The organism is Dehalobacter sp., from assembly GCF_030063005.1.
Classification (GTDB): Bacteria; Bacillota; Desulfitobacteriia; order Desulfitobacteriales; family Syntrophobotulaceae; genus Dehalobacter; species Dehalobacter restrictus.
In genome coordinates, this window is the sequence record NZ_JAPDHR010000052.1 from 85003 (window position 1) to 106234 (window position 21232).

The 21232-nt window shown below is 45.5% G+C and carries 24 protein-coding genes, 3 tRNA genes, 1 pseudogene and 1 other annotated feature; of the genes and pseudogenes, 22 read left to right on the forward strand and 6 right to left on the reverse strand.

Annotation, left to right across the window (positions count from 1 at the left end; genetic code table 11):
• Positions 1–10 precede the first annotated feature (10 nt).
• Positions 11–1351, forward strand: a complete 1341-nt coding sequence (radA, locus tag OKX56_RS13010) for a DNA repair protein RadA (RefSeq protein ID WP_019225188.1) — start codon at positions 11–13, stop codon at positions 1349–1351.
• Positions 1352–1504: 153 nt separating this feature from the next.
• On the opposite strand, the gene OKX56_RS13015 is transcribed toward radA, so the two are convergent.
• Positions 1505–1897 carry a nucleoside triphosphate pyrophosphohydrolase family protein gene (locus OKX56_RS13015; protein WP_019225189.1) on the reverse strand — a complete coding sequence of 131 codons (393 nt, stop codon included), beginning with the start codon at positions 1895–1897 and terminating at the stop codon, positions 1505–1507.
• A gap of 270 nt (positions 1898–2167) precedes the next feature.
• Between OKX56_RS13015 and OKX56_RS13020 the strand changes: the two genes are divergently transcribed.
• The 13 genes and pseudogenes from OKX56_RS13020 to OKX56_RS13075 all read left to right on the forward strand — a co-directional run bounded on the left by OKX56_RS13020 (position 2168) and on the right by OKX56_RS13075 (position 11970).
• Positions 2168–3334: a PIN/TRAM domain-containing protein gene (locus tag OKX56_RS13020; RefSeq protein WP_019225190.1), complete on the forward strand. Its 1167-nt coding sequence runs from the start codon at positions 2168–2170 to the stop codon at positions 3332–3334.
• A pseudogene (gene ispD, locus OKX56_RS15060) lies at positions 3321–3992 on the forward strand (2-C-methyl-D-erythritol 4-phosphate cytidylyltransferase); the annotation flags it as partial. The gene OKX56_RS13020 and the pseudogene ispD, both read left to right, overlap by 14 nt.
• A 33-nt stretch (positions 3993–4025) precedes the next feature.
• Positions 4026–4499 (forward strand): 2-C-methyl-D-erythritol 2,4-cyclodiphosphate synthase, encoded by a 474-nt coding sequence (gene ispF, locus OKX56_RS15065; protein ID WP_242837071.1) that lies wholly within the window; start codon positions 4026–4028, stop codon positions 4497–4499.
• Between the two features lie 107 nt (positions 4500–4606).
• Positions 4607–6064 (forward strand): glutamate--tRNA ligase, encoded by a 1458-nt coding sequence (gene gltX, locus OKX56_RS13030; RefSeq protein WP_019225192.1) that lies wholly within the window; start codon positions 4607–4609, stop codon positions 6062–6064.
• A gap of 19 nt (positions 6065–6083) precedes the next feature.
• On the forward strand, positions 6084–7547 hold the full coding sequence (cysS, locus tag OKX56_RS13035; protein WP_019225193.1) for a cysteine--tRNA ligase: 1464 nt from the start codon (positions 6084–6086) through the stop codon (positions 7545–7547).
• Between the two features lie 17 nt (positions 7548–7564).
• The gene (locus OKX56_RS13040; protein ID WP_287896816.1) at positions 7565–8083 is read left to right on the forward strand and encodes a Mini-ribonuclease 3; all 519 of its coding nucleotides are present in this window, start codon (positions 7565–7567) and stop codon (positions 8081–8083) included.
• Entirely contained in the window at positions 8080–9414 is a 1335-nt protein-coding gene (locus OKX56_RS13045) for an FAD-dependent thymidylate synthase (RefSeq protein ID WP_019225195.1), read from the forward strand. The genes OKX56_RS13040 and OKX56_RS13045 overlap by 4 nt, the downstream gene beginning before the upstream one ends.
• An 81-nt stretch (positions 9415–9495) precedes the next feature.
• A complete protein-coding gene (locus OKX56_RS13050) occupies positions 9496–9984 on the forward strand; it encodes a dihydrofolate reductase (RefSeq protein WP_019225196.1) in 489 nt (162 codons plus the stop codon).
• Positions 9985–10051: 67 nt separating this feature from the next.
• A complete protein-coding gene (gene rlmB, locus OKX56_RS13055; protein ID WP_019225197.1) occupies positions 10052–10789 on the forward strand; it encodes a 23S rRNA (guanosine(2251)-2'-O)-methyltransferase RlmB in 738 nt (245 codons plus the stop codon).
• A gap of 119 nt (positions 10790–10908) precedes the next feature.
• On the forward strand, positions 10909–11568 hold the full coding sequence (gene sigH / locus OKX56_RS13060; RefSeq protein ID WP_020491328.1) for an RNA polymerase sporulation sigma factor SigH: 660 nt from the start codon (positions 10909–10911) through the stop codon (positions 11566–11568).
• A 118-nt stretch (positions 11569–11686) separates the two neighbouring features.
• A tRNA-Thr gene (locus tag OKX56_RS13065) sits at positions 11687–11762 on the forward strand.
• 8 nt (positions 11763–11770) lie between these two features.
• Positions 11771–11854 (forward strand) — tRNA-Tyr (locus OKX56_RS13070).
• Positions 11855–11895: 41 nt separating this feature from the next.
• Positions 11896–11970: transfer RNA gene (locus OKX56_RS13075), tRNA-Met, on the forward strand.
• 107 nt (positions 11971–12077) lie between these two features.
• Here the strand turns inward: OKX56_RS13075 and OKX56_RS13080 are convergent.
• From OKX56_RS13080 to OKX56_RS13095, 4 genes are all read right to left on the reverse strand, one after another.
• Positions 12078–12545: a chemotaxis protein CheX gene (locus OKX56_RS13080; protein WP_015043963.1), complete on the reverse strand. Its 468-nt coding sequence runs from the start codon at positions 12543–12545 to the stop codon at positions 12078–12080.
• A complete protein-coding gene (locus OKX56_RS13085) occupies positions 12536–13399 on the reverse strand; it encodes a response regulator (protein WP_025205206.1) in 864 nt (287 codons plus the stop codon). Before OKX56_RS13085 ends, OKX56_RS13080 begins: the two co-directional genes overlap by 10 nt.
• Before the next feature lie 181 nt (positions 13400–13580).
• Positions 13581–13808, reverse strand: a complete 228-nt coding sequence (gene tlp / locus OKX56_RS13090; protein WP_019225200.1) for a small acid-soluble spore protein Tlp — start codon at positions 13806–13808, stop codon at positions 13581–13583.
• A gap of 88 nt (positions 13809–13896) precedes the next feature.
• Entirely contained in the window at positions 13897–15177 is a 1281-nt protein-coding gene (locus OKX56_RS13095; RefSeq protein WP_019225201.1) for a LysM peptidoglycan-binding domain-containing protein, read from the reverse strand.
• A gap of 132 nt (positions 15178–15309) precedes the next feature.
• Here OKX56_RS13095 and OKX56_RS13100 point away from each other — a divergent pair, with 132 nt between their 5' ends.
• Positions 15310–16395, forward strand: a complete 1086-nt coding sequence (locus tag OKX56_RS13100) for an FUSC family protein (protein ID WP_019225202.1) — start codon at positions 15310–15312, stop codon at positions 16393–16395.
• Positions 16396–16435: 40 nt separating this feature from the next.
• Here the strand turns inward: OKX56_RS13100 and OKX56_RS13105 are convergent, their stop codons facing one another.
• Positions 16436–17251: an amidohydrolase family protein gene (locus OKX56_RS13105; RefSeq protein WP_019225203.1), complete on the reverse strand. Its 816-nt coding sequence runs from the start codon at positions 17249–17251 to the stop codon at positions 16436–16438.
• A 233-nt stretch (positions 17252–17484) separates the two neighbouring features.
• On the opposite strand from OKX56_RS13105, the gene rpmG reads away from it, so the two are divergent.
• From rpmG to rplL, 7 genes are all read left to right on the forward strand, one after another.
• A complete protein-coding gene (gene rpmG / locus OKX56_RS13110; RefSeq protein ID WP_015043957.1) occupies positions 17485–17634 on the forward strand; it encodes a 50S ribosomal protein L33 in 150 nt (49 codons plus the stop codon).
• A 38-nt stretch (positions 17635–17672) separates the two neighbouring features.
• On the forward strand, positions 17673–17924 hold the full coding sequence (gene secE / locus OKX56_RS13115; protein WP_015043956.1) for a preprotein translocase subunit SecE: 252 nt from the start codon (positions 17673–17675) through the stop codon (positions 17922–17924).
• 48 nt (positions 17925–17972) lie between these two features.
• The gene (gene nusG / locus OKX56_RS13120) at positions 17973–18500 is read left to right on the forward strand and encodes a transcription termination/antitermination protein NusG (RefSeq protein ID WP_019225204.1); all 528 of its coding nucleotides are present in this window, start codon (positions 17973–17975) and stop codon (positions 18498–18500) included.
• A gap of 30 nt (positions 18501–18530) precedes the next feature.
• The gene (gene rplK / locus OKX56_RS13125; RefSeq protein ID WP_015043954.1) at positions 18531–18953 is read left to right on the forward strand and encodes a 50S ribosomal protein L11; all 423 of its coding nucleotides are present in this window, start codon (positions 18531–18533) and stop codon (positions 18951–18953) included.
• A 57-nt stretch (positions 18954–19010) separates the two neighbouring features.
• The gene (gene rplA / locus OKX56_RS13130; RefSeq protein WP_015043953.1) at positions 19011–19703 is read left to right on the forward strand and encodes a 50S ribosomal protein L1; all 693 of its coding nucleotides are present in this window, start codon (positions 19011–19013) and stop codon (positions 19701–19703) included.
• Between the two features lie 41 nt (positions 19704–19744).
• Positions 19745–19889 (forward strand) — a sequence feature (ribosomal protein L10 leader region).
• 54 nt (positions 19890–19943) lie between these two features.
• Entirely contained in the window at positions 19944–20468 is a 525-nt protein-coding gene (gene rplJ / locus OKX56_RS13135; protein WP_019225205.1) for a 50S ribosomal protein L10, read from the forward strand.
• A gap of 162 nt (positions 20469–20630) precedes the next feature.
• Positions 20631–21008 (forward strand): 50S ribosomal protein L7/L12, encoded by a 378-nt coding sequence (gene rplL / locus OKX56_RS13140; protein ID WP_019225206.1) that lies wholly within the window; start codon positions 20631–20633, stop codon positions 21006–21008.
• Positions 21009–21232: the final 224 nt, after the last annotated feature.

The following is a 21232-nucleotide window of genomic DNA, read 5'->3' on the forward strand; positions in this document are numbered from 1 at the left end:
GGAAGGGATTTTGGCAGGTCCGAAGACGAAGTTCTATTGCCGGGAATGCGGGCAGGAAAGCGCGAGATGGCTTGGAAGGTGTCCCGGATGCGGTGAATGGAATACACTGATTGAGGAGCGCGTAGAAAAATCCAAACCTACAGAACACAGAGGGATCGTTCAGGCGATCCCTCTGACTGAAATCCAAACGATGGAAGGGCAGAGACTTGATACCGGAAGTCCGGAACTTAACCGGGTTTTCGGGGGAGGGGTTGTCGAAGGGTCCTTTGTTCTATTAAGCGGGGAGCCCGGGATTGGCAAATCCACTTTGTTTCTGCAAATGGCAGAATATCTTTCCCGGAAGGAAAATGTGCTTTATGTGTCGGGAGAGGAATCTGCCCGGCAAATCAAACTCAGGGCTGACAGAATGGAGCTTTCTTCTTCCCGGGTACATATACTCGCCGATAATTCCCTGGAAGCAGTACGTTCGGAGGTGCTGAACAAAGGCTATAAAGTCGTTTTTATTGATTCGATCCAGACAATGCTGCTCGAAGACGTTCAGTCTGCACCCGGAAGCGTCAGCCAGGTAAGGGAAGGGGCTTCTTTTTTGCTGAAACTGGCCAAAGAAAATGAGATTACGGTTTTCCTGGCCGGCCATATTACAAAGGAGGGTGCGATTGCCGGACCCAGGGTTCTGGAGCACATGGTCGATACGGTCCTGTATTTTGAAGGAGATCAGCACCATATTTTCCGTCTGCTGCGGGCAGTTAAAAACCGTTTTGGTCCGGCCAACGAAATTGGGGTATTTGAGATGAGAGGCTGCGGTCTAGCTGATGTTACAAATCCCTCCATGTTTTTTATGGGCGATCATACACAGGTATCTGCTGGTTCCGGGGTGGCTGTCGTGATGGAAGGAACAAGGCCGCTCTTAGTGGAAGTCCAGGCTTTGGTAACATCGTCCATCTTTGCGCCGCCGAGAAGAACCGTAAACGGGATGGATTACCACCGCCTGCTGATGCTTCTGGCAGTCCTGGACAAACGAGCCGGGTACGCTTTTGGCACCCGGGATGTTTTTGTCAATATTGCCGGGGGTCTCGATGTGGATGAACCGGCAGCGGATCTTGCCGTTATTGCCTCTGTGATGTCGGGAATTAAAGATCAGCCGCTTGGAAATATGGCTTTAATCGGGGAACTCGGTTTGACCGGAGAAATTAGAGGGGTTTCTCATATTGAGCAGCGGATCAGAGAAGCGGAAAAATTTGGTTTCCAAAATTGCCTGGTACCAAAAGTCAATGCAGACAGTATCGGGAAGACCGATTGCCGAATCATTCCGGTTAAGAACATTGAGGAAGTACTGGATTTTCTTTTTTAGATGATTTTGATACCAAAATAAAAAAGGATGTCAAAAGACATCCGCGGCAGTCATTCCAAGGCATCACTGATTTGTAAACATTAGTAACTGATATACAAATATACAAAATGACAGAAAATATCTCCGCATCCTTTAATCTTCTTTTAAGCTCAGCTATCTAAAATTAAAAACAGTAAGTGTTTTGAGTCTGTTTTCTTCTTTTTCCAGGATTTCGTTTACAGACAAGCCCAGAATATTGGCAAGAGCTGAGATATAAAAAAGCTGATTTCCCAGTTCGGTTTCGACAACTTCACGGCAGTTGGAACAAAGGTTTCCTACCAGATGACTGTTCAGGAGAAACTTAAGATCTGATATGGTAGCGTTTTCCGGAATTGGGCTCTTGTAGGCATCCACTGAGACACAGCCGCAAGAAGTTACAGCCTTTGTTATAGCCCTGTTTACCCGGGAAGAAGCCTCTTGTCCTTTTGATAAAATATCCAAGATGCTTTGGTGTCGAATTAGCATAGCATCAACCGTTTCTTGAAAATCATTATTGATTGGACTCATAGAACATACACTTCCTTTCTGCCAATTTCATTATAGACAGCATCTGAAGCTGTTGTCAATTTCATCAAATCGGGAAATATTTCTTGAATTAAGATATATTGAAATAATTTGTCGTTTACTTTGAAAGAGAAATACAACCTGATATAATGATGAGATACAGGGGAAAATACCGCTAAACAATTTCATAGGGGACAGATCAGGGAAATTTCAGACTCCTGGTATAAACAAAATAGTTTTTAGCCAAAATATAGAAAAAGGGAGGTGAATTTGATGCTTAGCAAAATTGTTCGCGGCATCATTACGCTGCTGTTTGGTGCAGCAGGAATTTACGTAGATTACTTGATATTAAAGGTTGTTGATATTCGTCAACTTAGTCAGACATTAGGTTTCGAGATTCACTTATACTGGACTTATATTATTATTTTTATTGTGTTATCTGCTTTTGGTTTCTTTCTTGCCCCTGTATGCATGAAAGTTTTCATTGGCCTTGTCAAATGGCTGGAAAGCAGACTTATCCGCATGCCGATTCACGATTTGGTCGGAGGTTCACTTGGGGGTATTGTCGGTTTGCTGATTGCCCGTCTGGTTTGCATTACTTTTGTGGGTATTCCGTTTCTCGGTCCGATTCTGTCGGTCATCATCAGTTTGTTACTTGGCTACGTCGGCCTGATTATTGGGATCAATCGCAAGGATGATATTCTTGGATTTTTCAACTTTTTACCCAAGCTGAAAGGGGAACGTGCTGAAAAAGAAAAGAATAAGGATAAAGGACACGGGAAACAATCCGCTGCTGCAGGCTATAAAGTGCTTGATACCAGTGTGATTATTGACGGCAGAATTGCGGATATTGTCAAAACGAGCTTTTTAGATGGGGTTCTTCTGATTCCTGGTTTTGTTCTGGAAGAGCTCAGACATATTGCCGATTCTTCAGACGCCTTGAAAAGAAACCGGGGTCGGAGAGGACTTGATATCCTGAATCAGATTTCCAAGGAATCGATCATTAAGGTCGAGATCTACGAAGGTGATTTTGAAGACATCGCTGAAGTGGACAGTAAGCTTGTCAAACTGGCGAATATTCTGGACGCGCCGATATTGACCAATGATTATAACCTAAACAAAGTGGCCGAGCTTCAGGGGATAAAAGTCTTAAATATCAATGAATTGGCCAATGCTGTGAAACCAGTCGTCCTTCCGGGCGAAGAGATGTATATTCAGATAATGAAGGAAGGAAAAGAGGCTGGACAGGGCGTAGCTTATCTGGATGACGGAACGATGGTTGTCGTTGACGGAGGACGCAGGTACATTGGGCAACAGACCACCGTGCTGGTTACGACTGTTCTGCAAACTGCTGCAGGTAGGATGATCTTTGCTAAACCCAAAGGGATGCAGGAAAAATCATCTGAGGAGTTTTCCCATGAGTTTAATGCATTCGGCTGATATTGCGGCTATTGTACCTGCTGCTGGGCAGGGAAAAAGGATGGGGGGTCAAGGCAACAAGCTTCTGCTTGAACTTGCCGGGACCCCTATCCTTGTTTTTACTCTAAAAACACTGGAACTTTGTCCGCTAATTAAAGAGATCATTATTCCTGCGGCAAGGGCAGATATTTTGACAATTAAAAAGTTGGTGGCGAAATACAGTCTAAATAAGGTAACGGCAGTGGTTGAGGGAGGTGCTGAAAGGCAGGAATCCGTTTACCGGGCGCTTCAGTCCTTAAGTACTGAGGTGGACAGCGTGATCGTCCATGACGGTGCCAGACCTTTATTAACACTGGATAATCTGAACCGTTTTGTTGAAGAAACGGCGGACTTCGAAGCGGCCGTCATGGCTGTACCTTTGAAAGATACTGTGAAAAAGGTTGATGCTCAGGGCCGGGTTGTGGAAACACCCCCGCGGGAACAGCTTCGGGCGATTCAAACACCGCAGATTTTTAACCGGAACCTTTTAGAAAAAGTACACAAACTCGCCTTTGAACAGCAGTACCTGGCCACGGACGATGCTTCTCTATTTGAGTGGCAGGGCTTACCGGTCAGGGTTGTTGAAGGTAGTTACGAGAATATCAAAGTGACCACGCCTGAAGATATGCTTTGGGCGGAGTCCATCCTGTGCAGAAGAAGAGAGGTGCCTCAAATGAAGATAGGACTGGGCTACGATGTCCATGCACTGGTTGAGGGACGGATGTTGATTCTGGGCGGAGTAGAAATTCCCCATGACAAAGGACTTTTGGGGCATTCTGATGCGGATGTTCTGACGCATGCCGTAATGGATGCGATGCTCGGGGCTTGTGCGCTTGGTGATATCGGCAAACATTTTCCCGACAGCGATGCCCGGTACAAAGGCATTTCCAGTCTGGCATTGCTGGCTGAAGTTGTAAAGCTTGCGCAAGGTGAAGGCTACAGGCTTGGGAATCTGGATAGTGTGATTGTCGCTCAGAAACCGAAAGTATTGCCTTATATCGCGCAGATGAGAAAGAATCTGGCAGAGATTCTGAACGCAAGTCCGGACTGTATATCGATCAAAGCAACGACGACGGAATATCTGGGCTTCGAAGGCAGAGAAGAAGGAATCAGTTCCCAGGCAATCGTTTGTCTTTTGCCTGTATGACCTGATATAATATTAAACGCAATTATTCTTATATTTTTAATATCTTGTATTTTATTAATACCTGCTGAAGACAAGCAGTACGAAGTAGAAATGAGGTTATGTCGGTTATGACGGTGAAAGTAAGGTTTGCTCCAAGCCCGACCGGGCCCCTGCATATCGGAGGAGCCAGGTCAGCTCTTTTTAATTATTTGTTTGCAGCAGGCAGAGGCGGGACCTTCGTCTTTAGGATAGAGGATACCGACCTGGAACGGTCGAGCCGGGAATCAGAGCAGGATATCATGAAAGCGCTGCACTGGCTGGGGATCACCTGGGATGAGGGAATAGACGCCGGCGGAGATTCCGGCCCTTACAGGCAGACGGAAAGGCTCGATACATACCGTGAATACACGGATAAGCTTCTTCAGAACGGACATGCTTACCTGTGCTACTGTTCAGAAGAAGAACTGGAACAGGAGCGTCAGGAGCTGAGTTCCCGTGGGGAGACCCCGCGCTATCTCGGAAAATGCCGGACGCTGACCGCAGAACAGCGCCAGGTTTATGAAGCGGAAGGGAGGAAACCTGTTGTCCGCTTCCGAGTGCCGGAAGACCAGGATATCGTGATCAATGACCTGGTCAGAGGGAAAGTCATTTTTGAAAGTAATGGAATCGGGGATTATATCATTGTCAAATCAGATGGAATCCCCACATACAATTATGCCGTGGTCATCGACGATGTCCTGATGGGCATCACGCATGTCGTCAGAGGAGAAGAACATCTATCCAATACGCCGCGTCAGGTCTTAATTTATGAGGCCCTTGGAATGAAAGTACCGGATTTTGCCCATATCTCCTTGATTTTGAATACTGAAGGGCGGAAGATGAGCAAACGGGACGGGGATACTGCTGTCATGGATTATTTCCATAAAGGGTATTTGCCGGAGGCCGTCGTGAACTTTATCGCGCTTTTAGGCTGGTCGCCTTCCGGTGAGCAGGAATTTTTTACGATCGAAGAACTCAAGAAAGAATTTTCATTGGAAAAAGTATCAAAGAGCCCGGCAGTTTTTGATTTGAATAAACTGAACTACATTAATGCGCACTACCTGAAACAGACTGCTTCGGCAGACCTTGCCCGGTTGGTGCTGCCGTTTTTGAGAGAAAAAGGACTTTTTCCGAATGAGCTTTCTTTGGCTGAACAGCAGTGGGTGACCGGCTTTATTGACGCCGTCAAGGAAAAAATCAACTGCTTAAGCGAGGTTAAGTCCTATATTCATTATTTTATTGGAACAGAAATTGATGTGCTGACGGAGGAAGCTGAAGCGATTATGAAGGCAGATACCGTACCGGTAGTGCTGCAGCTTTTTGCAGCCAAGGTCCGGGAAGCTGCGCTGCTTGACGCACCGGCAGCCAAGAGCATATTAAAAGAGATCACCAAAGAACTTAACCTGAAAGGCAAGGATGTATTTATGCCGGTTAGGATTGCGCTTACGGGGCAGATGCATGGCCCTGACCTCGACCGGATCATGGAGCTGCTCGGCAAAGAAAATATTTACGGGCGATTGGAGAAAACGGCTGCTTATCCGAAGTAAGTACAAGGAGGAAATCGTGATGGCGATCAGACTGTATAATACACTCACGCGCCGCAAAGAGGAGTTTGTGCCGAGGGAACCGGGAAAGGCTTCAATGTACGCCTGCGGCCCCACGACGTATAATTATTTTCATTTGGGAAATGCCCGGATGCTGGTAGTATTCGATATGATCAGGCGCTACCTGATCCATAAAGGATTTGACGTTACGTATATCCAGAATTTTACCGACGTCGATGATAAGATTATTAAACGGGCGGCTGAAGAAGACTGTGACCCGATAGCGCTGGCCGGCAAATATATTAATGAGTACTTTACGGATGCCAAGGCTTTGAATATTCTTCCTGCCGATATCCACCCGAGAGCCACGGAACATATCCCGGAGATGATTGACATTATCCGCAGGTTGGAGGAAAAGGGCTTAGCCTATAATATTGACGGGGATGTCTATTTCGCTGTCGACAAATTCCCGGGATACGGCAAGCTGTCCGGCCGGACTCTTGAAGATATGCAGGCCGGAGCACGTGTAGAGGTGGACGATAAGAAGCATAACCCGATGGATTTTGCGCTATGGAAAAAAGCCAAAGCGGGAGAACCTTTCTGGGAGAGTCCCTGGGGTAAGGGAAGGCCCGGCTGGCATATTGAATGTTCAGCGATGTCCTTGAAATACCTCGGGCCTGGGTTTGATATTCATGGGGGCGGAGGCGACCTGGTTTTTCCGCATCATGAGAATGAAATTGCGCAGTCCGAAGGCTGTCTGGAGGGTCAGCAGTTTGCGCGGTACTGGATGCATAATGCGTTTATTACCATTAATCAGGAGAAAATGTCCAAATCGCTGGGGAACTTCTTTTTGGTCAGAGATGTTACAGGAAAATTCCCGGGAGATGTTATCCGTTTTTATCTGCTCGGAACACACTACCGCAGTCCGCTGGATTTTGATGATGAGAAGCTGGTCATGGCCTCTAAAGGACTGGACCGCCTGAAAAACAGCGTGCGTCTGGCCAAAGAGGCCTTGGGCAAAGCGCTGGGTAAAGAGGGTATGACGTTCGGTATCATTGCTGCGAACCGAGACCAGAAGGCGGATAATGAAATGGCTGAGGCCAGTCTGGAGGCCAGGAATGCTTTCGAACAGGCTATGGACGATGATTTTAATTCGGCCCAGGCTTATGCAGCCTTATTCGAGCTGGCCAAAGGAATCAATACGTACCTTGCCAAAGTTTCTATAAAGACTGAATCTCTGGCTGAAGCAGCACAGACTTTGATAGAGCTGGCTGGGATACTTGGATTTGATCTGGAAGCCGAGGCTGAAGTTTTACAGGGGGATTCCGGAAAACTGGCCCAGGTTATGGAGCTTGTGATGGAGATCAGAGCCAATGCCCGTAAGAACAAGGACTGGACGACTGCGGATCTCATCAGGGACAGGATTAAAGAAATCGGGATTGTGATTGAAGATACCCCTGAGGGTGCCCGCTGGTATTTGAAATAGTTAAGGGATGATAACATTTGCCTAAGCAAAACGAACCTAAACAGGATAACGGCATGCCGGATATTTGGTCGGTACAAATCAATAAACGGTGGCAGGATATTAATATCCTGCTGCTTGCCTATATAGGTGACGCCGTTTACGAATTATGGGTACGCAAGCATCTTCTGGAGCAGGACATTACCAAGGTACAACTCATGCATAAGCGGGCTATTTTCTATGTACAGGCCAAAACGCAAGCAGGTATTCTGAGGCATCTCATGAACGAACTGGATGAAACGGAAACAGAGGTTGTTCTGAGGGGTCGGAATGCGAAGGGCCACTATCCGCGTAGTGTTGATGTTGTCACCTACAGGCATTCTACAGCCTTCGAAGCGCTTATCGGTTACTGGCATATTACTGGCCAAAATACTCGGATGGGCGCGGTTCTAAACAACATAGACGGGATTCTTGAGACAATGGCGATAGAAAATAGCAAGAAAACAGAAAGAGGTACTTTACCCGAAGAAACCGGAAAACGGGGGGGAGTCGGAACATGAAGATCACAAACTTTGAACATACCGGACTGGACCGAGTCGCAGCCTGGATTAAACGGAATCATTTAAGCGGGATATCCGCCACGGAACTAAAGAAAGTTCTGAAAACGGTCAATATATTCTTTGTTGCAGAAGGTATCAACCGGGTTCAGAGCATGCTGCTCTGTGAGCTGAAAGCATCCTATGTACAACAAAGTCAAAGATACGTGGCGCTTGATCAGGACGCGTTTGCTTTTCCCGACCTGCCGCCAGAAGATTACCACAGAGCCTTGGAGCTCGGGCAGCAAGCATTGGATCTGTATACCAGAATGTGTGCACTGAAGGAAGGCGGGTTTAAAGGGAGACCTAAGCCTGAGCATTACCTTTACGCGATTCCGATTGAAGATGCCCGCTATATACTGCCGCTCGCGGCAAAGACGAATCTATCCGTTTCGATGTCCGGGGACAAACTGTGGGAGTTCTTTCTTTTATTCAATGACAGGAAATATGAAGGGATATTCGAGACCCTGAAAAATGAGCTGGAAGCCTTCCTTCCGGCTGAATTACGCGCGCTGTTCCCCGATGACTATGACAGTACGGCAGAATTAACAATCATTGAGGACTTCTATCGGACAGATTTGGCGAGAATTAATTCCGAAGATGACCTCATCTTATTATCCAGTTGTCAGGATCCGGACATTAAGGCTGGTCTAGGCGCTCTGACCAGCACCCAAAGCAGGGCGTCTTCCGAGGTTTTGCTGTCCTGGGGGGAGGAAGCTCCAGTTAAGGCGAAAGAAATTGTCCAGAGAGTGCTTGGTTACGGTCATGAAAGTATTGCCGAACAGGTCCGGACCACTTTTGGGATGATGTGTTCCTTGGTGACGTATCACCAGCAGGTCCGTCATCGTCTGCCGGAAATGTTCCGGGAAGACTTCAGTAACCTTTTCAGCGACACAGAAAGACCGGTAATCGTTCCGGATAGCATTCGCAATTCTCCGTTTTTGGAGGAGTTCTTAAATCTGACGGAAGCCTATCGGACATTTTCCAGGGAGATTTATCAAAAATTGGGGCTGGGCAAAGCTATGCCGTTTATCCTGAACTGCCAGCTTTTAAAAATGATTATGTCCACAAATGCGAGGATAGACAATCAGATGCTCTCGGAAAGGACCTGCCTGAACGCCCAGTGGGAAATCAGAAAGCTCGCAGTCAAGAAACTGAAGATCCTCAGAGAATTATCCGGTGTACTCTATGAAAAAGCACTGCCGCCCTGTCTGGTCAGCAAATGCCATGAAGGGAAGATGACCTGCGGCAAACAGCAGGAAGTAAGAGATCTGTTCTATTTCAGGCAAAAGTAACGGCTGCGCACTACATGCAGCATTTTATTATCTTCAGAGGATTTGCCGCGTTGTTCTGAAAATTTTTTAGGGGGCTAATGAATGAAAGCAATCGTTTCGGTAGATCAAAACTGGGGTATTGGCTATAAAGGAGACCTGCTGCTGAAAATTCCGGAAGATATGAAGTTTTTTAAGCAGATGACTGTTGGCAAGGTCGTGGTCATGGGCAGAGGAACCTATGAATCATTGCCGGGAAAAGAGCCCTTAAAGGGCAGAACGAATATTATCCTGAGCACAAACAAGGATTTTCAGGATGAAAGATTTATTATCTGTCATTCTCTGGAGGACCTGCTTCAGGAGCTGAAAAAATACCCTTCGGACGATATCTGTGTGATTGGCGGAGAATCACTTTTTCAGCTGCTCATGCCCTATCTGAATGAACTGTATGTAACAAAAATCAGGCACACATTCCCTGCGGATAAGCATCTTAGGAATGTCGATGAAGATGACAACTGGAAAGTCGAGTCTGAAGGTGAATTGCAAACTTATAATGACATTCAGTACAGTGTTGTAAAATATATAAGAAAGTGAACGTCGTAATATACAAATTTTAAAGGTTAGTATGCTTACAATAAACTTTCGGAAGGGGAAACCGGCATTGGAAGAAAATATTGTGTGCGGGCGCAACGCTGTGACCGAACTGATCAAATCCGGGAATCCGGTGAATAAAGTGCTGATCAAAAATGAAAAGGGGCAGGGAAGAAATTCGGACATACTGCATCTACTTAAAGCGCGCGGCATACCGTACCAATTTGTGGAGAATACTGTCCTGGACAAATATACTGCCGGAGAAAAGCATCAGGGAGTGGTGGCATTTGCTGCTGCCAAAGAATATGCAGAACCATCCGATATTTTGGAGATAGCAAGGCAAAGAGGGGAAGATCCATTTATCCTTGTTCTGGATGAGATCGAGGATCCGCATAATTTAGGGGCTCTTCTTCGAACTGCCGATGCAGCGGGTGTTCATGGGGTGATCATTCCCAAAAGAAGAAGTGCCGCACTCACGCCAGCTGTCGGCAGAACGTCGGCCGGAGCTGTGGAATATGTGCCTGTGGCCAGAGTAAGCAACCTTGTCCAGACACTTAAATATCTCAAAGAAGAGGGCTGCTGGGTATCCGGTGCGGAAGCAGGCGGCAAAGATATCTATCAGGCGGAACTGAAAGGGCCAAGGGTCGTCGTCATTGGCGGAGAGGATAAGGGACTCGGGAGACTGATCCGGGAAACCTGCGATGAAATTATATCCTTGCCAATGTATGGCAGAATTTCATCTTTGAATGCCAGCGTAGCCGGATCCATTATCATGTATGAGGTCCGGAGACAGAGAAATCAGACTTAATCTGCCATATCCCGCCAATCTTCATCTTGACGCTATTTGTGCATTTCAGGTATAATTGTTTTGTTATAAGCATATAATGGAGGCTTCAGCGTTACCTTCGTGAATCGGTTTCGGGAGGGATGGACTTGACTTACAGTATCCAGACAGAGATTCCAGAAGAATTCGAGGCTAATGAATACATAGCGGATGAGGAACTAGTTGAGTTAGCAAAGATCGGTGACGCAGAAGCTCAGGAGTACTTAATCAATAAGTACAAGAATTTTGTCAGGGCAAAAGCCAGATCGTATTTCTTGATCGGCGCGGATAGGGAAGATATCATTCAAGAAGGCATGATTGGACTGTATAAAGCAATTCGTGACTTCCGTGGGGACAAGCTCTCCTCTTTCAGAGCATTTGCCGAGTTATGCATAACTCGGCAGATCATTACAGCAATCAAGACGGCTACCAGACAAAAGCATATTCCGCTCAATTCGTACGTATCACTGAACAAACCTATTTACGATGAGGATTCCGACAGGACGCTCTTGGATGTTATTTCTGGAAATAAGATCACGGATCCCGAGGAACTAATCATCAGCAGGGAAGAATTTGACGATATTGAAGAAAAAATGGGCGAGATTTTAAGTTCGCTCGAATGGGAAGTGCTGATGTCCTATCTTGAAGGCAAATCTTATCAGGAGATTGCCGTTGATCTCGACAGGCATGTCAAATCCATTGACAATGCACTGCAGCGGGTCAAGCGAAAGTTGGAAAGGTATCTGGAGCACAGAGGGGCCTAAAATTCCATACAATATGAATAGAATCACACACTCTGTTTTGTAAATTATTCCAGAAAAAAAACACTTTTTTTTGTTGACAAGTGGCCGTAATCTTTGATACAATACGTTGGTGTCCAATGCCGATGTAGCTCAATTGGTAGAGCAGCTGATTTGTAATCAGCAGGTTGCGGGTTCGAGTCCCATCGTCGGCTCCAATTGAAATGGGTAGGTGGCCGAGTGGTTAAAGGCGGCAGACTGTAAATCTGTTCCGAAAGGTACGGTGGTTCGAATCCATCCCTGCCCACCATTCTATAATTGGAGATATCGAGCTGGAACTTTATTTAACATCGCGGGGTGGAGCAGTGGTAGCTCGTCGGGCTCATAACCCGAAGGTCGTCGGTTCAAATCCGGCCCCCGCAACCAAAGAAAATTAAAGCCTTAGACAAATGTCTAAGGCTTTTGTATTGTATCCTAGTGATTCCTACAAACTGAATTTTTAAACCACAAAAACCCATTTTCTTGTTCCTCCTTTATTTATTCATCAGACTTACATAGGCACTCAGTTCAATATCATCAATCAGGAAATTTACGACAATCGATTTTGGCACGGGTAGGGTCGCCTCACCGTTCTCGCTGATCATAAGGGTCGGAGGCGAGATATCCAGATCAGTGATACCAATTTTTGTGAACTGCGTGCACGTATTAGCACAGACCATATTTCCCATTTCAGAAATTGCGCTTCTGGCCATAGCATCCAGTTCAGCCACCGGCATACCCATCATCATTTTAGAGGCAAACTTTTTGGCAGCTTCAATATCCATCCCGAATAGGATCGCGCCTTTCACTGTTCCGAAAAGTGAGATATTCAGAAGAATACCGTTGTACTGAAAGGCCGCTTCTATTTTGGATACCTTGCGCCGTTCGACCGACTGGAAGCCGAGCTGCGGCAGAACTTCTGTAAAAGCAGTCAGAAGAGGATTAATGATACTTACATCCATATACTCGACCCCTTCTTAAAACCAACACCTAGGAAAATATTCCCGAAGTTGGTTCCTGCCGTCACGGCATCCATTTTAAGATTCGGACTCATAATTTCGGTCCCGGTACCGTAAAACAGACTGGGTGGAGAAACGCTCAGACTATAAGTTTTATCGGACTTATTCAGCATCGAGCAGGCAACTCCGGCAATAATATTGGCCAATTCGGCAACCATGGACAATACCTCTTCACGGTTTCTATGAGCGCGTTTCAGGAGCATCTCAACAATTCTTTCCGCTGTCTCCATCGACATATCTAAGATCATAGATCCGGAGTGGCGGCCGATCAGCCCGATAACAGCTGTAATTCCCTGGGATAAGTAATGGTCTCCAAAATTTTCGTATGAAGCAAAAGAAACGGGTGATTTGGTCATCCGGGCAATATTCTGGGTTAGAGATTCCTTAAAGGTTTCCAGACCATAGGCAAGCAGATGGTCATAATGAATATCCGGTGCCATAACGTTGTTGATCATCTGGACCAGGTAGTCGCTGTCAACAGGTTTTTGAATGTATCCGGAAATCCCGATGCGGCGCGCTTCAACTTCCGATTCTTCATCTTTCATCGAGCTGACAAGAATAATCTTTGCATTGGGGTCTTTTACAAAAAGGGCACGGCTGCACTCAAATCCGTCCATATCCGGCATAACAATATCCATCGTTACGACATCGGGTCTGCACCGTTCATATGTTTCGATTAAGCTGTCGTAGGAATCGGCTTCCCCGACGACTTCCAAGCCGCTGTCGCGAAGTATTTCCACAATGAGTGTTCTTGAAAACAGAGAGTCGTCAACGACCATTACTTTTATTGCACTCACTTTTTCGGATTACCCCCATTCAATGCCAGTACTAAGGTACTAGTCAATATGCACTCTAAATTATAGCAAGTAATTTTTGGGATTGCTATCATTGATATGGGGTTATCAATAAATAGAACAAATTTAACCGGTCTAATTCAAAAACAAAGCCAGGCTGTTGCCTGGCTGCTATTTTTTGGATCTATTCATACTCTCTTTTTTTATCCAGGGCTTCGTCCCGGATTTCCGCCCTCATTCCGTTTAGCGCATCACGCCTCCGTTCGTTCTTCTCTTTCAGATCTTTCTTACTTTTAGGATCATCAGTTTTCGCAATCATTTCATCAGCAAGCTCCATATTCTGGATCGTGTGATTAATATTTTTTTGGATTCTGTCGGCATTATCCCTGCGGTCATCCGGATTGTGTTTCATTAATACTGTTCCTCCTTTGGTCTGCACTTAAAAAAATTTGTTGCAAGTATATTGTTTGAGGAGTGAACAAGTCTTATACCATAAAATTTTAAAGCAGTTTCTTTACATTGTATAAAGATCTTAAAACCAGCCAGTTCTGGGGAAAATATCTTCCGATCGTCCAGTAGCTTATGCCCCCGATCCGAAATTCTTTGGCCAGGGTCAGTTTGGCATAGATGCTTCGGGCATCTTCAAACCATACTTCGTGCTTTTTGCTGGCATCGTCGTAGTAGGTAAAATACGGAGACTGCGCTGTTGAATCATAATGGATTGCTATCTTTTCAGTTCTGGCCAGATCTACCGCCCCGCTGTTGGAGACTGTTCTGGCGGCAGTACCGGAAACGTATGGAAGGGTCCAGTCATAGCCATAATTGGGGATACCCATAAAGATTTTCTGTCTCGGAATAGCCGACACCGCATAGGTCAATACTTTGCGCACTTCATTTACAGGAGCGACTGCTTTGGGTGGGCTGTAGGTGTAGCCCCATTCATAGGTCATTAGGATGACGTGGTTGGCCAGAGCCCCGTGAACAGGATAGTCATGGGCTTCGTATAGCAGACCTTTTTGATCGGCAGTCAGCTTAGGAGCGAGAGCTGTCGTCACAGGATAGCCTAAAGGGCGGAGCGTATTAACGATCCTTCGGAGAAAGTTGTTATAGTTTTCCCGGTCGGATGGATAGATATATTCAAAATCAATATCGAGGCCGTAATAGTTTTTTTCTCTCAGCGTTCTGATAACCTGACTGATTAAAGTATTCTGAGCAGTCTGGTTCGTCAGGATGGATCTGGCCAGCGTACTGTTGAAGCTTCCGCCCTGCTGGATATTCGTAATGACCATTAGTGGAGCTGTCTGGGCTTCTCTTGCTGCCTGAATCAGCGGTTCATCCGGAATCGTATTCAGGGTGCCGTCCGCGTTGACCTGATAACTGAAGATACTAAGATATGTAAGATGGCGAAGGCTTTTTCGGAGAATGTCTCTGTTAATATTCGGAAAGGCATACCCGTTCACTTCTATCGTTCCATAGCTGGCAGCTGCTGCCGGAATCGCAATAGTCTGACCGGCATAGATACGGCTCGGATCTGTTATCCGTGGATTGGCGGCGAGTAAAGCATTCACCGTTACTCCGTGTTTTTGGGCAATCAGATAAAGCGACTCACCGGCGGTAACCGTATGTGTCCCGCTACTTTCCAGAATGACCAGCGTCTGCCCGACAACCAGCTGATTTGGATTGGTCAGTTCATTATCCGCAATTATTTTCTGGGGTGAGACCCCGTATTTGCGGGCAATGGAATAGATGCTCTGTCCTGAGCTTACAACATGAATTTTCAAGAAACACACTTCCTTTTTCATACTGTATGCTTCAGAGAAAAAAGAAGTGTTTGGGTGCGGGTTTATTATTCGGGACAGGTTGTGTTATCATAAGACAATAAACACAAGGAATAAACCTTAAGGAGCTGTGGAATGAATATCGGAGCCAGGACGTTAAAGACAAGTCTCGCTGTGGCAGTCAGTGTTTATATCTGTATCCTTTTGGATATTGAGCCATCTTTGTTTGCTGCGACATCGGCAGTGGTTTGTATGCAGCAATCACTCGGAAGAAGTTTTCGAAATGCGCTCGAAGAAATTATGGTAAACATCATTGCAATTATTGTGGCTGTGGCGATCGGACTGGCCATACCGCTGCAGTTTCTGAGTATGGCACTTGCAACGATCGTTCTGATCATCATATTTACGACAGTGATTAAAGTGCCAAACCAGATCGTACTGGCGGTCATTTCAGCTATTTTTATCCTGGCTTCTCCACAGGAGCAGTTTTTGTCCCATGCCGTTTCAAGGTCGCTGGCCATCCTTATCGGACTGGTGACAGCCAATGTGATCAATTTGACGATCGTACCTCCGCGTTACCAAAAAGTGCTTGAGGATAAACTGATTGAACTAAATAATTTTGCTGTCCGGATGTTTGTCGATGCAGTGAACCGGTATCTATACCTGAACCTGGCTTCCGAAGAAGAAATGCATAAAAATAAAGCGGAATTCAACAGCTTGTTTCAGGAAGCTGAGAATTTGTATGATTTATACCGCAAAGAGTGGAACGTTTTGTGGTTCGGTAAAAACAAGAAAGATCCCAAGGCCCGTAAACCATTATATAAGGAATATTTAAATTACAGCCGGGGCCTCTGGCAAAGATCGCAGGATTTGCTTTTTCTTGCCGCAGAACGAAAAACCCGCCGGGAGGAAGCCAATGATCCGGCGGTGAGTGCTGAATTTGAACATGTTTTTGAAATGCTGCACAATGTGATGTTCAGTGCAACAAGCTACAATCTGCAGCTTCAGAAGAAGGTCAAGGGAGAAGAGGCAGCTCAGTTTCCCGAATTACGTGTCTGGAGCAAACTGCACGCTATTTTGAATGAATGGCAGGAGAATACACCCTCGACAAGCTTTTACTATCATGCACTGATTGAATTGTCTGTTGTTACCTACAGCATTCGCTGGTTTGCGAAGGAGTCCTCCCGGCTGCTGAATCTGGAGATGGAAATGAGTGTCTGAAGAAGACTAGATGCAGCTTGATTTGATAGTATTGTAGGGTTTACAGCTGCAGGCCAAACAGTTTTCTGCCGTTTTCCCAGAGAATTTTCTGGTTTTCCTCTTTCGTCAGGCCAAGAGATAGGAAACGCTCAAGTTCGGCTTCGGGAGACCACATCGGGTAATCCGTGCCAAACAGGACTTTGTCAACACCATGGGAGCGGATAATTTCAACGGCTGTTTCTTTTTCTGTTAACATCAGGGAACTGGACGTATCGATGTAGACATTTCGTTTGAACAGGCTGTGGTCAAAATCATCCCACATACTCCAGCCACCCAGATGGGCTGCAATCACCACCAAATTAGGAAATATTTTCAGAATGTGGGCAAGTCTGTGCGGATTGGAGTAATCCGTGCGCGTATCTCCGACATGAAAAAGGATCGGCAATTTGCTTTCTGCTGCCTCGTATATAGGAAACAAAGATGGATTATCAATGTTATATTCCTGAAAATCCGGGTGAAGCTTTAAACCTTTTAAACCGAGTGAAAGTACCCGCTCGATTTCCAGTTGAGGATTAGGAAATTCAGGATGCATGGTGCCGAAGCCGACGAACCGCGAATCGGTGCAAACACCGGCAATGAAATCGTTGATTGACTCGACTTGTTCTGTTCTCGTAGCGGTGGAGGAAATCAAAAAGCGGTTGATCCCGACGCCTGCGCCGGAAGCGATCAGATCGGAGGCGGTTCCTTTTCCAGGCTCCATATCTTGAATAAGTTCGTCGTAGAAGGACAAGATGGAATTGACTGCCCTGGGAGCTACTTTTTGCGGAAAAATATGGGCATGGGCATCAAAAATGTTTGGATAATCTGGATTGGACATAAGACAGACCTCTAATTCTTTTTTTATTTTCTAAGCACAGTTATGATATAATGAATAAATATCGACAATAATACAATCCTAATTCGTTCTGCCTATTTTGGCAAGAGAATTTCACAGTTTATTTGCGGCATACAAAGGAATCTTCCTTGACAAAGACTTTATTATTGTGTTAAATTATTCTGTGCGACTTGTAAAATATGCAGTTTAATGCCATTGCCGGGGGGGTGTTCCGAATGCGTGTTGCAATTACATTGGCTTGTACTGAGTGCAAAAACAGAAATTATCAGTCCAATAAGAATAAGAAAAATGACCCAGATCGTATAGAGATCAAAAAATATTGCAGAACTTGCAAAGCTCATACTGTTCATAAGGAAACAAAATAGTACGAACCGGAAGAATATTCCGTTAAGGATGTGAAAATATGGCAGTGGCAAAGAAAGCAGATACCACAGGTGCAAAAGGCGGCTTTCTTAATAGGTTTAAGAACCCCGGAAAACGGTTTGCTTTTTTTCGTGAGGTTGGGCTTGAGCTGAAAAAAGTACATTGGCCGACTCGTCAGACGTTGCTGACGTATACCGGTGTCGTGCTTGTTTCTGTGGCAATTGTTGCTTTGTTGATTTGGATTGTAGACAGTGGCTTGACTTACGCAATGACCAACTTGCTTGGTATTTAACAATTCATTTGACAATTGGATGAATCTTTCTTAGGAGGCTTTCGGTTAATGACGAAGAACTGGTATGTTATTCACACTTATTCCGGATATGAGAACAAGGTGAAAACAAATCTGGAAAAACGCGTGGAATCCATGAATATGGAGGATAAAATTTTTCGCGTTTTAGTTCCTATGGAAGACGAGATCGAAATAAAGAACGGCAAGAAAAAAATCTCCAAACGCAAGGTGTTTCCAGGTTACGTTTTAGTGGAGATGGACATGACTGACGACTCTTGGTATGTGGTCCGCAATACACCTGGGGTGACCGGGTTTGTAGGAAGCGGCAGCAAACCGATTCCGCTTCTGGATCCAGAGGTCGCTGTTATTTTACGCCAAATGGGACTCGAGAAAATCCGCACCAAGATTGACGTTGTTGTCGGGCAGTCTGTCCGGGTCATTTCCGGTCCGTTCAAAGACTTTATTGGTGTTGTGAAAGAGGTCCTCGAAGAAAAGCAAAAAGTCAGGGTCTCGGTTTCCATGTTTGGGAGAGAGACGCCGGTCGAACTCGAGTTTGGGCAAGTGGAAAAGCTTGACTAAATAGATATTCCACAGCAAGGAGGTGTAATTATGGCAAAGAAAGTTATTGGGCTGGTAAAATTGGCAATCACCGCAGGTAAGGCAAATCCGGCACCTCCGGTTGGTCCTGCTTTGGGTCAGCACGGTGTTAATATCATGGGCTTCTGCAAAGAATACAATGAAAGAACGAAGGATCAGGCTGGACTGATCATTCCTGCAGAGATTACGATTTATGAAGACCGTTCCTTTACTTTTGTTCTGAAGACTCCGCCGGCATCCGTATTGCTTAAGAAGGCAGCCAACATTCCGTCTGGTTCCGCTGTTCCGAACAAGCAAAAGGTTGCGAAAGTGACCAAAGATCAGGTTAGGGAAATTGCTGAACAAAAGATGAAAGACTTAAATGCAGCAAGCATTGAAGCTGCAATGCGTATGGTCGAAGGTACTGCGCGCAGTATGGGAATCGATATTGTTTGATTCCGTTGAACAATGTGGGAGGGTTTGGCCCGAAGACCACAAGGAGGTTAAAGAAAGATGCCAAAAAGAGGTAAGAAATACCTTGATGCTTTAAAAGCATTTGATAATCAGGCTGTGTTTGAGCCGGCCGAAGCAATTGGTGTTGTAAAAACCAATGCCAAAGCAAAATTTGATGAGACAGTTGAAGTTGCTTTCAAATTAGGAATCGATACCCGCCATGCTGATCAGCAGATCCGCGGAGCGGTTGTTCTTCCACATGGAACAGGCAAAACTTTAAGTGTACTTGTTTTTGCCAAGGGAGACAAAGCCAAGGAAGCCGAAGCTGCCGGCGCTGATTTTGTCGGAGCTGAAGAAATGGTTGAGAAAATTCAACAAGGTTGGTTTGGTTTTGACGTTGCTGTAGCGACACCGGATATGATGGGTACTGTCGGTAAGCTGGGTAAGCTTTTGGGACCTAAGGGCCTCATGCCGAACCCGAAGACCGGAACTGTATCGTTTGATGTCGAAAGAGCAGTTAAAGAGATTAAAGCCGGTAAAGTGGAATACAGGGCTGATAAAGCCGGTATTATCCATGTACCGATCGGCAAGGTTTCTTTTGATCAGGATAAGCTGATGGACAACTACAAAACCATTGCCGAAGTTGTCACAAAAGCAAAACCTGCAGCTGCCAAAGGACAGTATGTCCGTAGCGTAACGGTATCTTCCACCATGGGACCAGGAGTGAAAATCAATCCTTTGAAAATTGTCTAAAGACTTTTTAAGGGCTGAGATATACCCGACTAGACTGAAAAAAATTAATAAATTTTCCGCTGTAGAAAGCAGGCGCTTTATTGAGCTTAATATCCTGCCGAGGTGGAGACAAGATCGTCTTTTGAAGACATGAAAGACATTAATAATCTTGCCTCTGCGCCCAGCAGAGGCTTGTTTATTGACAGCCATGGATGGCAACGAAACGCATACGACAGTATGCGTTCGGAAGGAGGTGTGTGTATGCCAAATTTTGAAGAGAAGCAAAAAGTTGTTGAAGATATCAAACAGAAGTTTGAAGGTGCAAACGGAGTGATTCTGGCAGACTACAGAGGTCTGACGGTATCGCAGGTGACCAATTTGAGAGTAGAACTGCGCCAGGCTGGTATTGAATATCGCGTATTGAAAAATACAATGGTTCGCCGGGCTGCAGATGAAATCGGGATTACCGGTTTGGCTGAATTTCTGGAAGGTCCTACTGCTTTAGCCTTTTCTACAGATCCTGTTGCTCCTGCGAAGATTCTCAGTGAATTCAGCAAGAAAAACAAGAGCCTGACCATTAAGGCCGGGGTTCTTGACGGCAAGGTCATTAACGCTGAAAAAGTAAAAGATCTCGCAAATCTTCCGTCCAGAGAAGTTCTTCTTTCCCAGGTACTTGCTGGAATGCAAGGCCCGCTTCAAGGAATGGTCAATGTTCTGCAAGGGCCTATCCGCAAATTTGGTTATGCTTTGGAAGAAGTTCGTAAACTTAAAGAAGCCCAGGCATAGTCGAGGCATGGGATTCGATGCCCGAGGCCCGATACATGCGCGGACTCTGGGACTATCCAACATCTGACACGAAGATTTGGACGGTACCGGATGTTAACAGATCTAATGACTGGTCAAAACAAAAATAAAAAATATGTGAATTATTTTAAGGAGGATATTCTAATGTCCAAAACTGCTGAAATTTTAGAAGCCGTAAAAGGTATGACTGTTCTTGAGCTTGCTGAGCTCGTTAAAGCTTTCGAAGAAGAGTTTGGTGTAAGCGCTGCTGCTCCCGCAGCTGTTATGGCTGCCCCGGCAGCTGGTGCTGCTGCTCCTGTTGCTGAAGAGCAAACAGAATTTGATGTTATCCTGACCAGCGCTGGTGCTGCAAAGATCAACGTCATCAAAGTTGTCCGTGAAATCACTGGCCTGGGCTTAAAAGAAGCTAAAGATCTTGTTGACGGCGCACCGAAACCTGTCAAAGAAAAAATTGCCAAAGAAGAAGCTGAAGCCATCAAAGCTAAACTTGTTGAAGCTGGTGCCGGCGTAGACGTAAAATAATCTGAAACAAAAATGTACCGCAGACTGAACCGGCCATGCTTAAGCCGGTTCAGTTTTTATTTGACGCCGGGTGCTCGCGGATGTCAAATGTGTTCTGAACCAGACTAATGGAATGTAGAAACAGGCAAAAAATATCTAAATGCCTTTAACTTTTTGGAATTTAATATATAATAATAGATATTTAACCTATAATGCCAGAAAAATGTTGCAGGAATGATGATTAG

Excerpts from the sequence above, each read along its gene's own strand:
- gltX (WP_019225192.1), top strand. The coding sequence starts at position 4,607 with ATGACGGTGAAAGTAAGGTTTGCTCCAAGCCCGACCGGGCCCCTGCAT.
- ispF (WP_242837071.1), top strand. The coding sequence starts at position 4,026 with ATGAAGATAGGACTGGGCTACGATGTCCATGCACTGGTTGAGGGACGG.
- secE (WP_015043956.1), top strand. The coding sequence starts at position 17,673 with ATGGCAGTGGCAAAGAAAGCAGATACCACAGGTGCAAAAGGCGGCTTT.
- OKX56_RS13105 (WP_019225203.1), bottom strand. The coding sequence starts at position 17,251 with ATGTCCAATCCAGATTATCCAAACATTTTTGATGCCCATGCCCATATT.
- rplJ (WP_019225205.1), top strand. The coding sequence starts at position 19,944 with ATGCCAAATTTTGAAGAGAAGCAAAAAGTTGTTGAAGATATCAAACAG.
- OKX56_RS13020 (WP_019225190.1), top strand. The coding sequence starts at position 2,168 with ATGCTTAGCAAAATTGTTCGCGGCATCATTACGCTGCTGTTTGGTGCA.
- rplL (WP_019225206.1), top strand. The coding sequence starts at position 20,631 with ATGTCCAAAACTGCTGAAATTTTAGAAGCCGTAAAAGGTATGACTGTT.
- cysS (WP_019225193.1), top strand. The coding sequence starts at position 6,084 with ATGGCGATCAGACTGTATAATACACTCACGCGCCGCAAAGAGGAGTTT.
- rpmG (WP_015043957.1), top strand. The coding sequence starts at position 17,485 with ATGCGTGTTGCAATTACATTGGCTTGTACTGAGTGCAAAAACAGAAAT.
- OKX56_RS13015 (WP_019225189.1), bottom strand. The coding sequence starts at position 1,897 with ATGAGTCCAATCAATAATGATTTTCAAGAAACGGTTGATGCTATGCTA.
- OKX56_RS13080 (WP_015043963.1), bottom strand. The coding sequence starts at position 12,545 with ATGGATGTAAGTATCATTAATCCTCTTCTGACTGCTTTTACAGAAGTT.
- sigH (WP_020491328.1), top strand. The coding sequence starts at position 10,909 with ATGGACTTGACTTACAGTATCCAGACAGAGATTCCAGAAGAATTCGAG.
- rplA (WP_015043953.1), top strand. The coding sequence starts at position 19,011 with ATGCCAAAAAGAGGTAAGAAATACCTTGATGCTTTAAAAGCATTTGAT.
- tlp (WP_019225200.1), bottom strand. The coding sequence starts at position 13,808 with ATGAAACACAATCCGGATGACCGCAGGGATAATGCCGACAGAATCCAA.
- nusG (WP_019225204.1), top strand. The coding sequence starts at position 17,973 with ATGACGAAGAACTGGTATGTTATTCACACTTATTCCGGATATGAGAAC.
- OKX56_RS13050 (WP_019225196.1), top strand. The coding sequence starts at position 9,496 with ATGAAAGCAATCGTTTCGGTAGATCAAAACTGGGGTATTGGCTATAAA.
- OKX56_RS13100 (WP_019225202.1), top strand. The coding sequence starts at position 15,310 with ATGAATATCGGAGCCAGGACGTTAAAGACAAGTCTCGCTGTGGCAGTC.
- OKX56_RS13045 (WP_019225195.1), top strand. The coding sequence starts at position 8,080 with ATGAAGATCACAAACTTTGAACATACCGGACTGGACCGAGTCGCAGCC.
- rplK (WP_015043954.1), top strand. The coding sequence starts at position 18,531 with ATGGCAAAGAAAGTTATTGGGCTGGTAAAATTGGCAATCACCGCAGGT.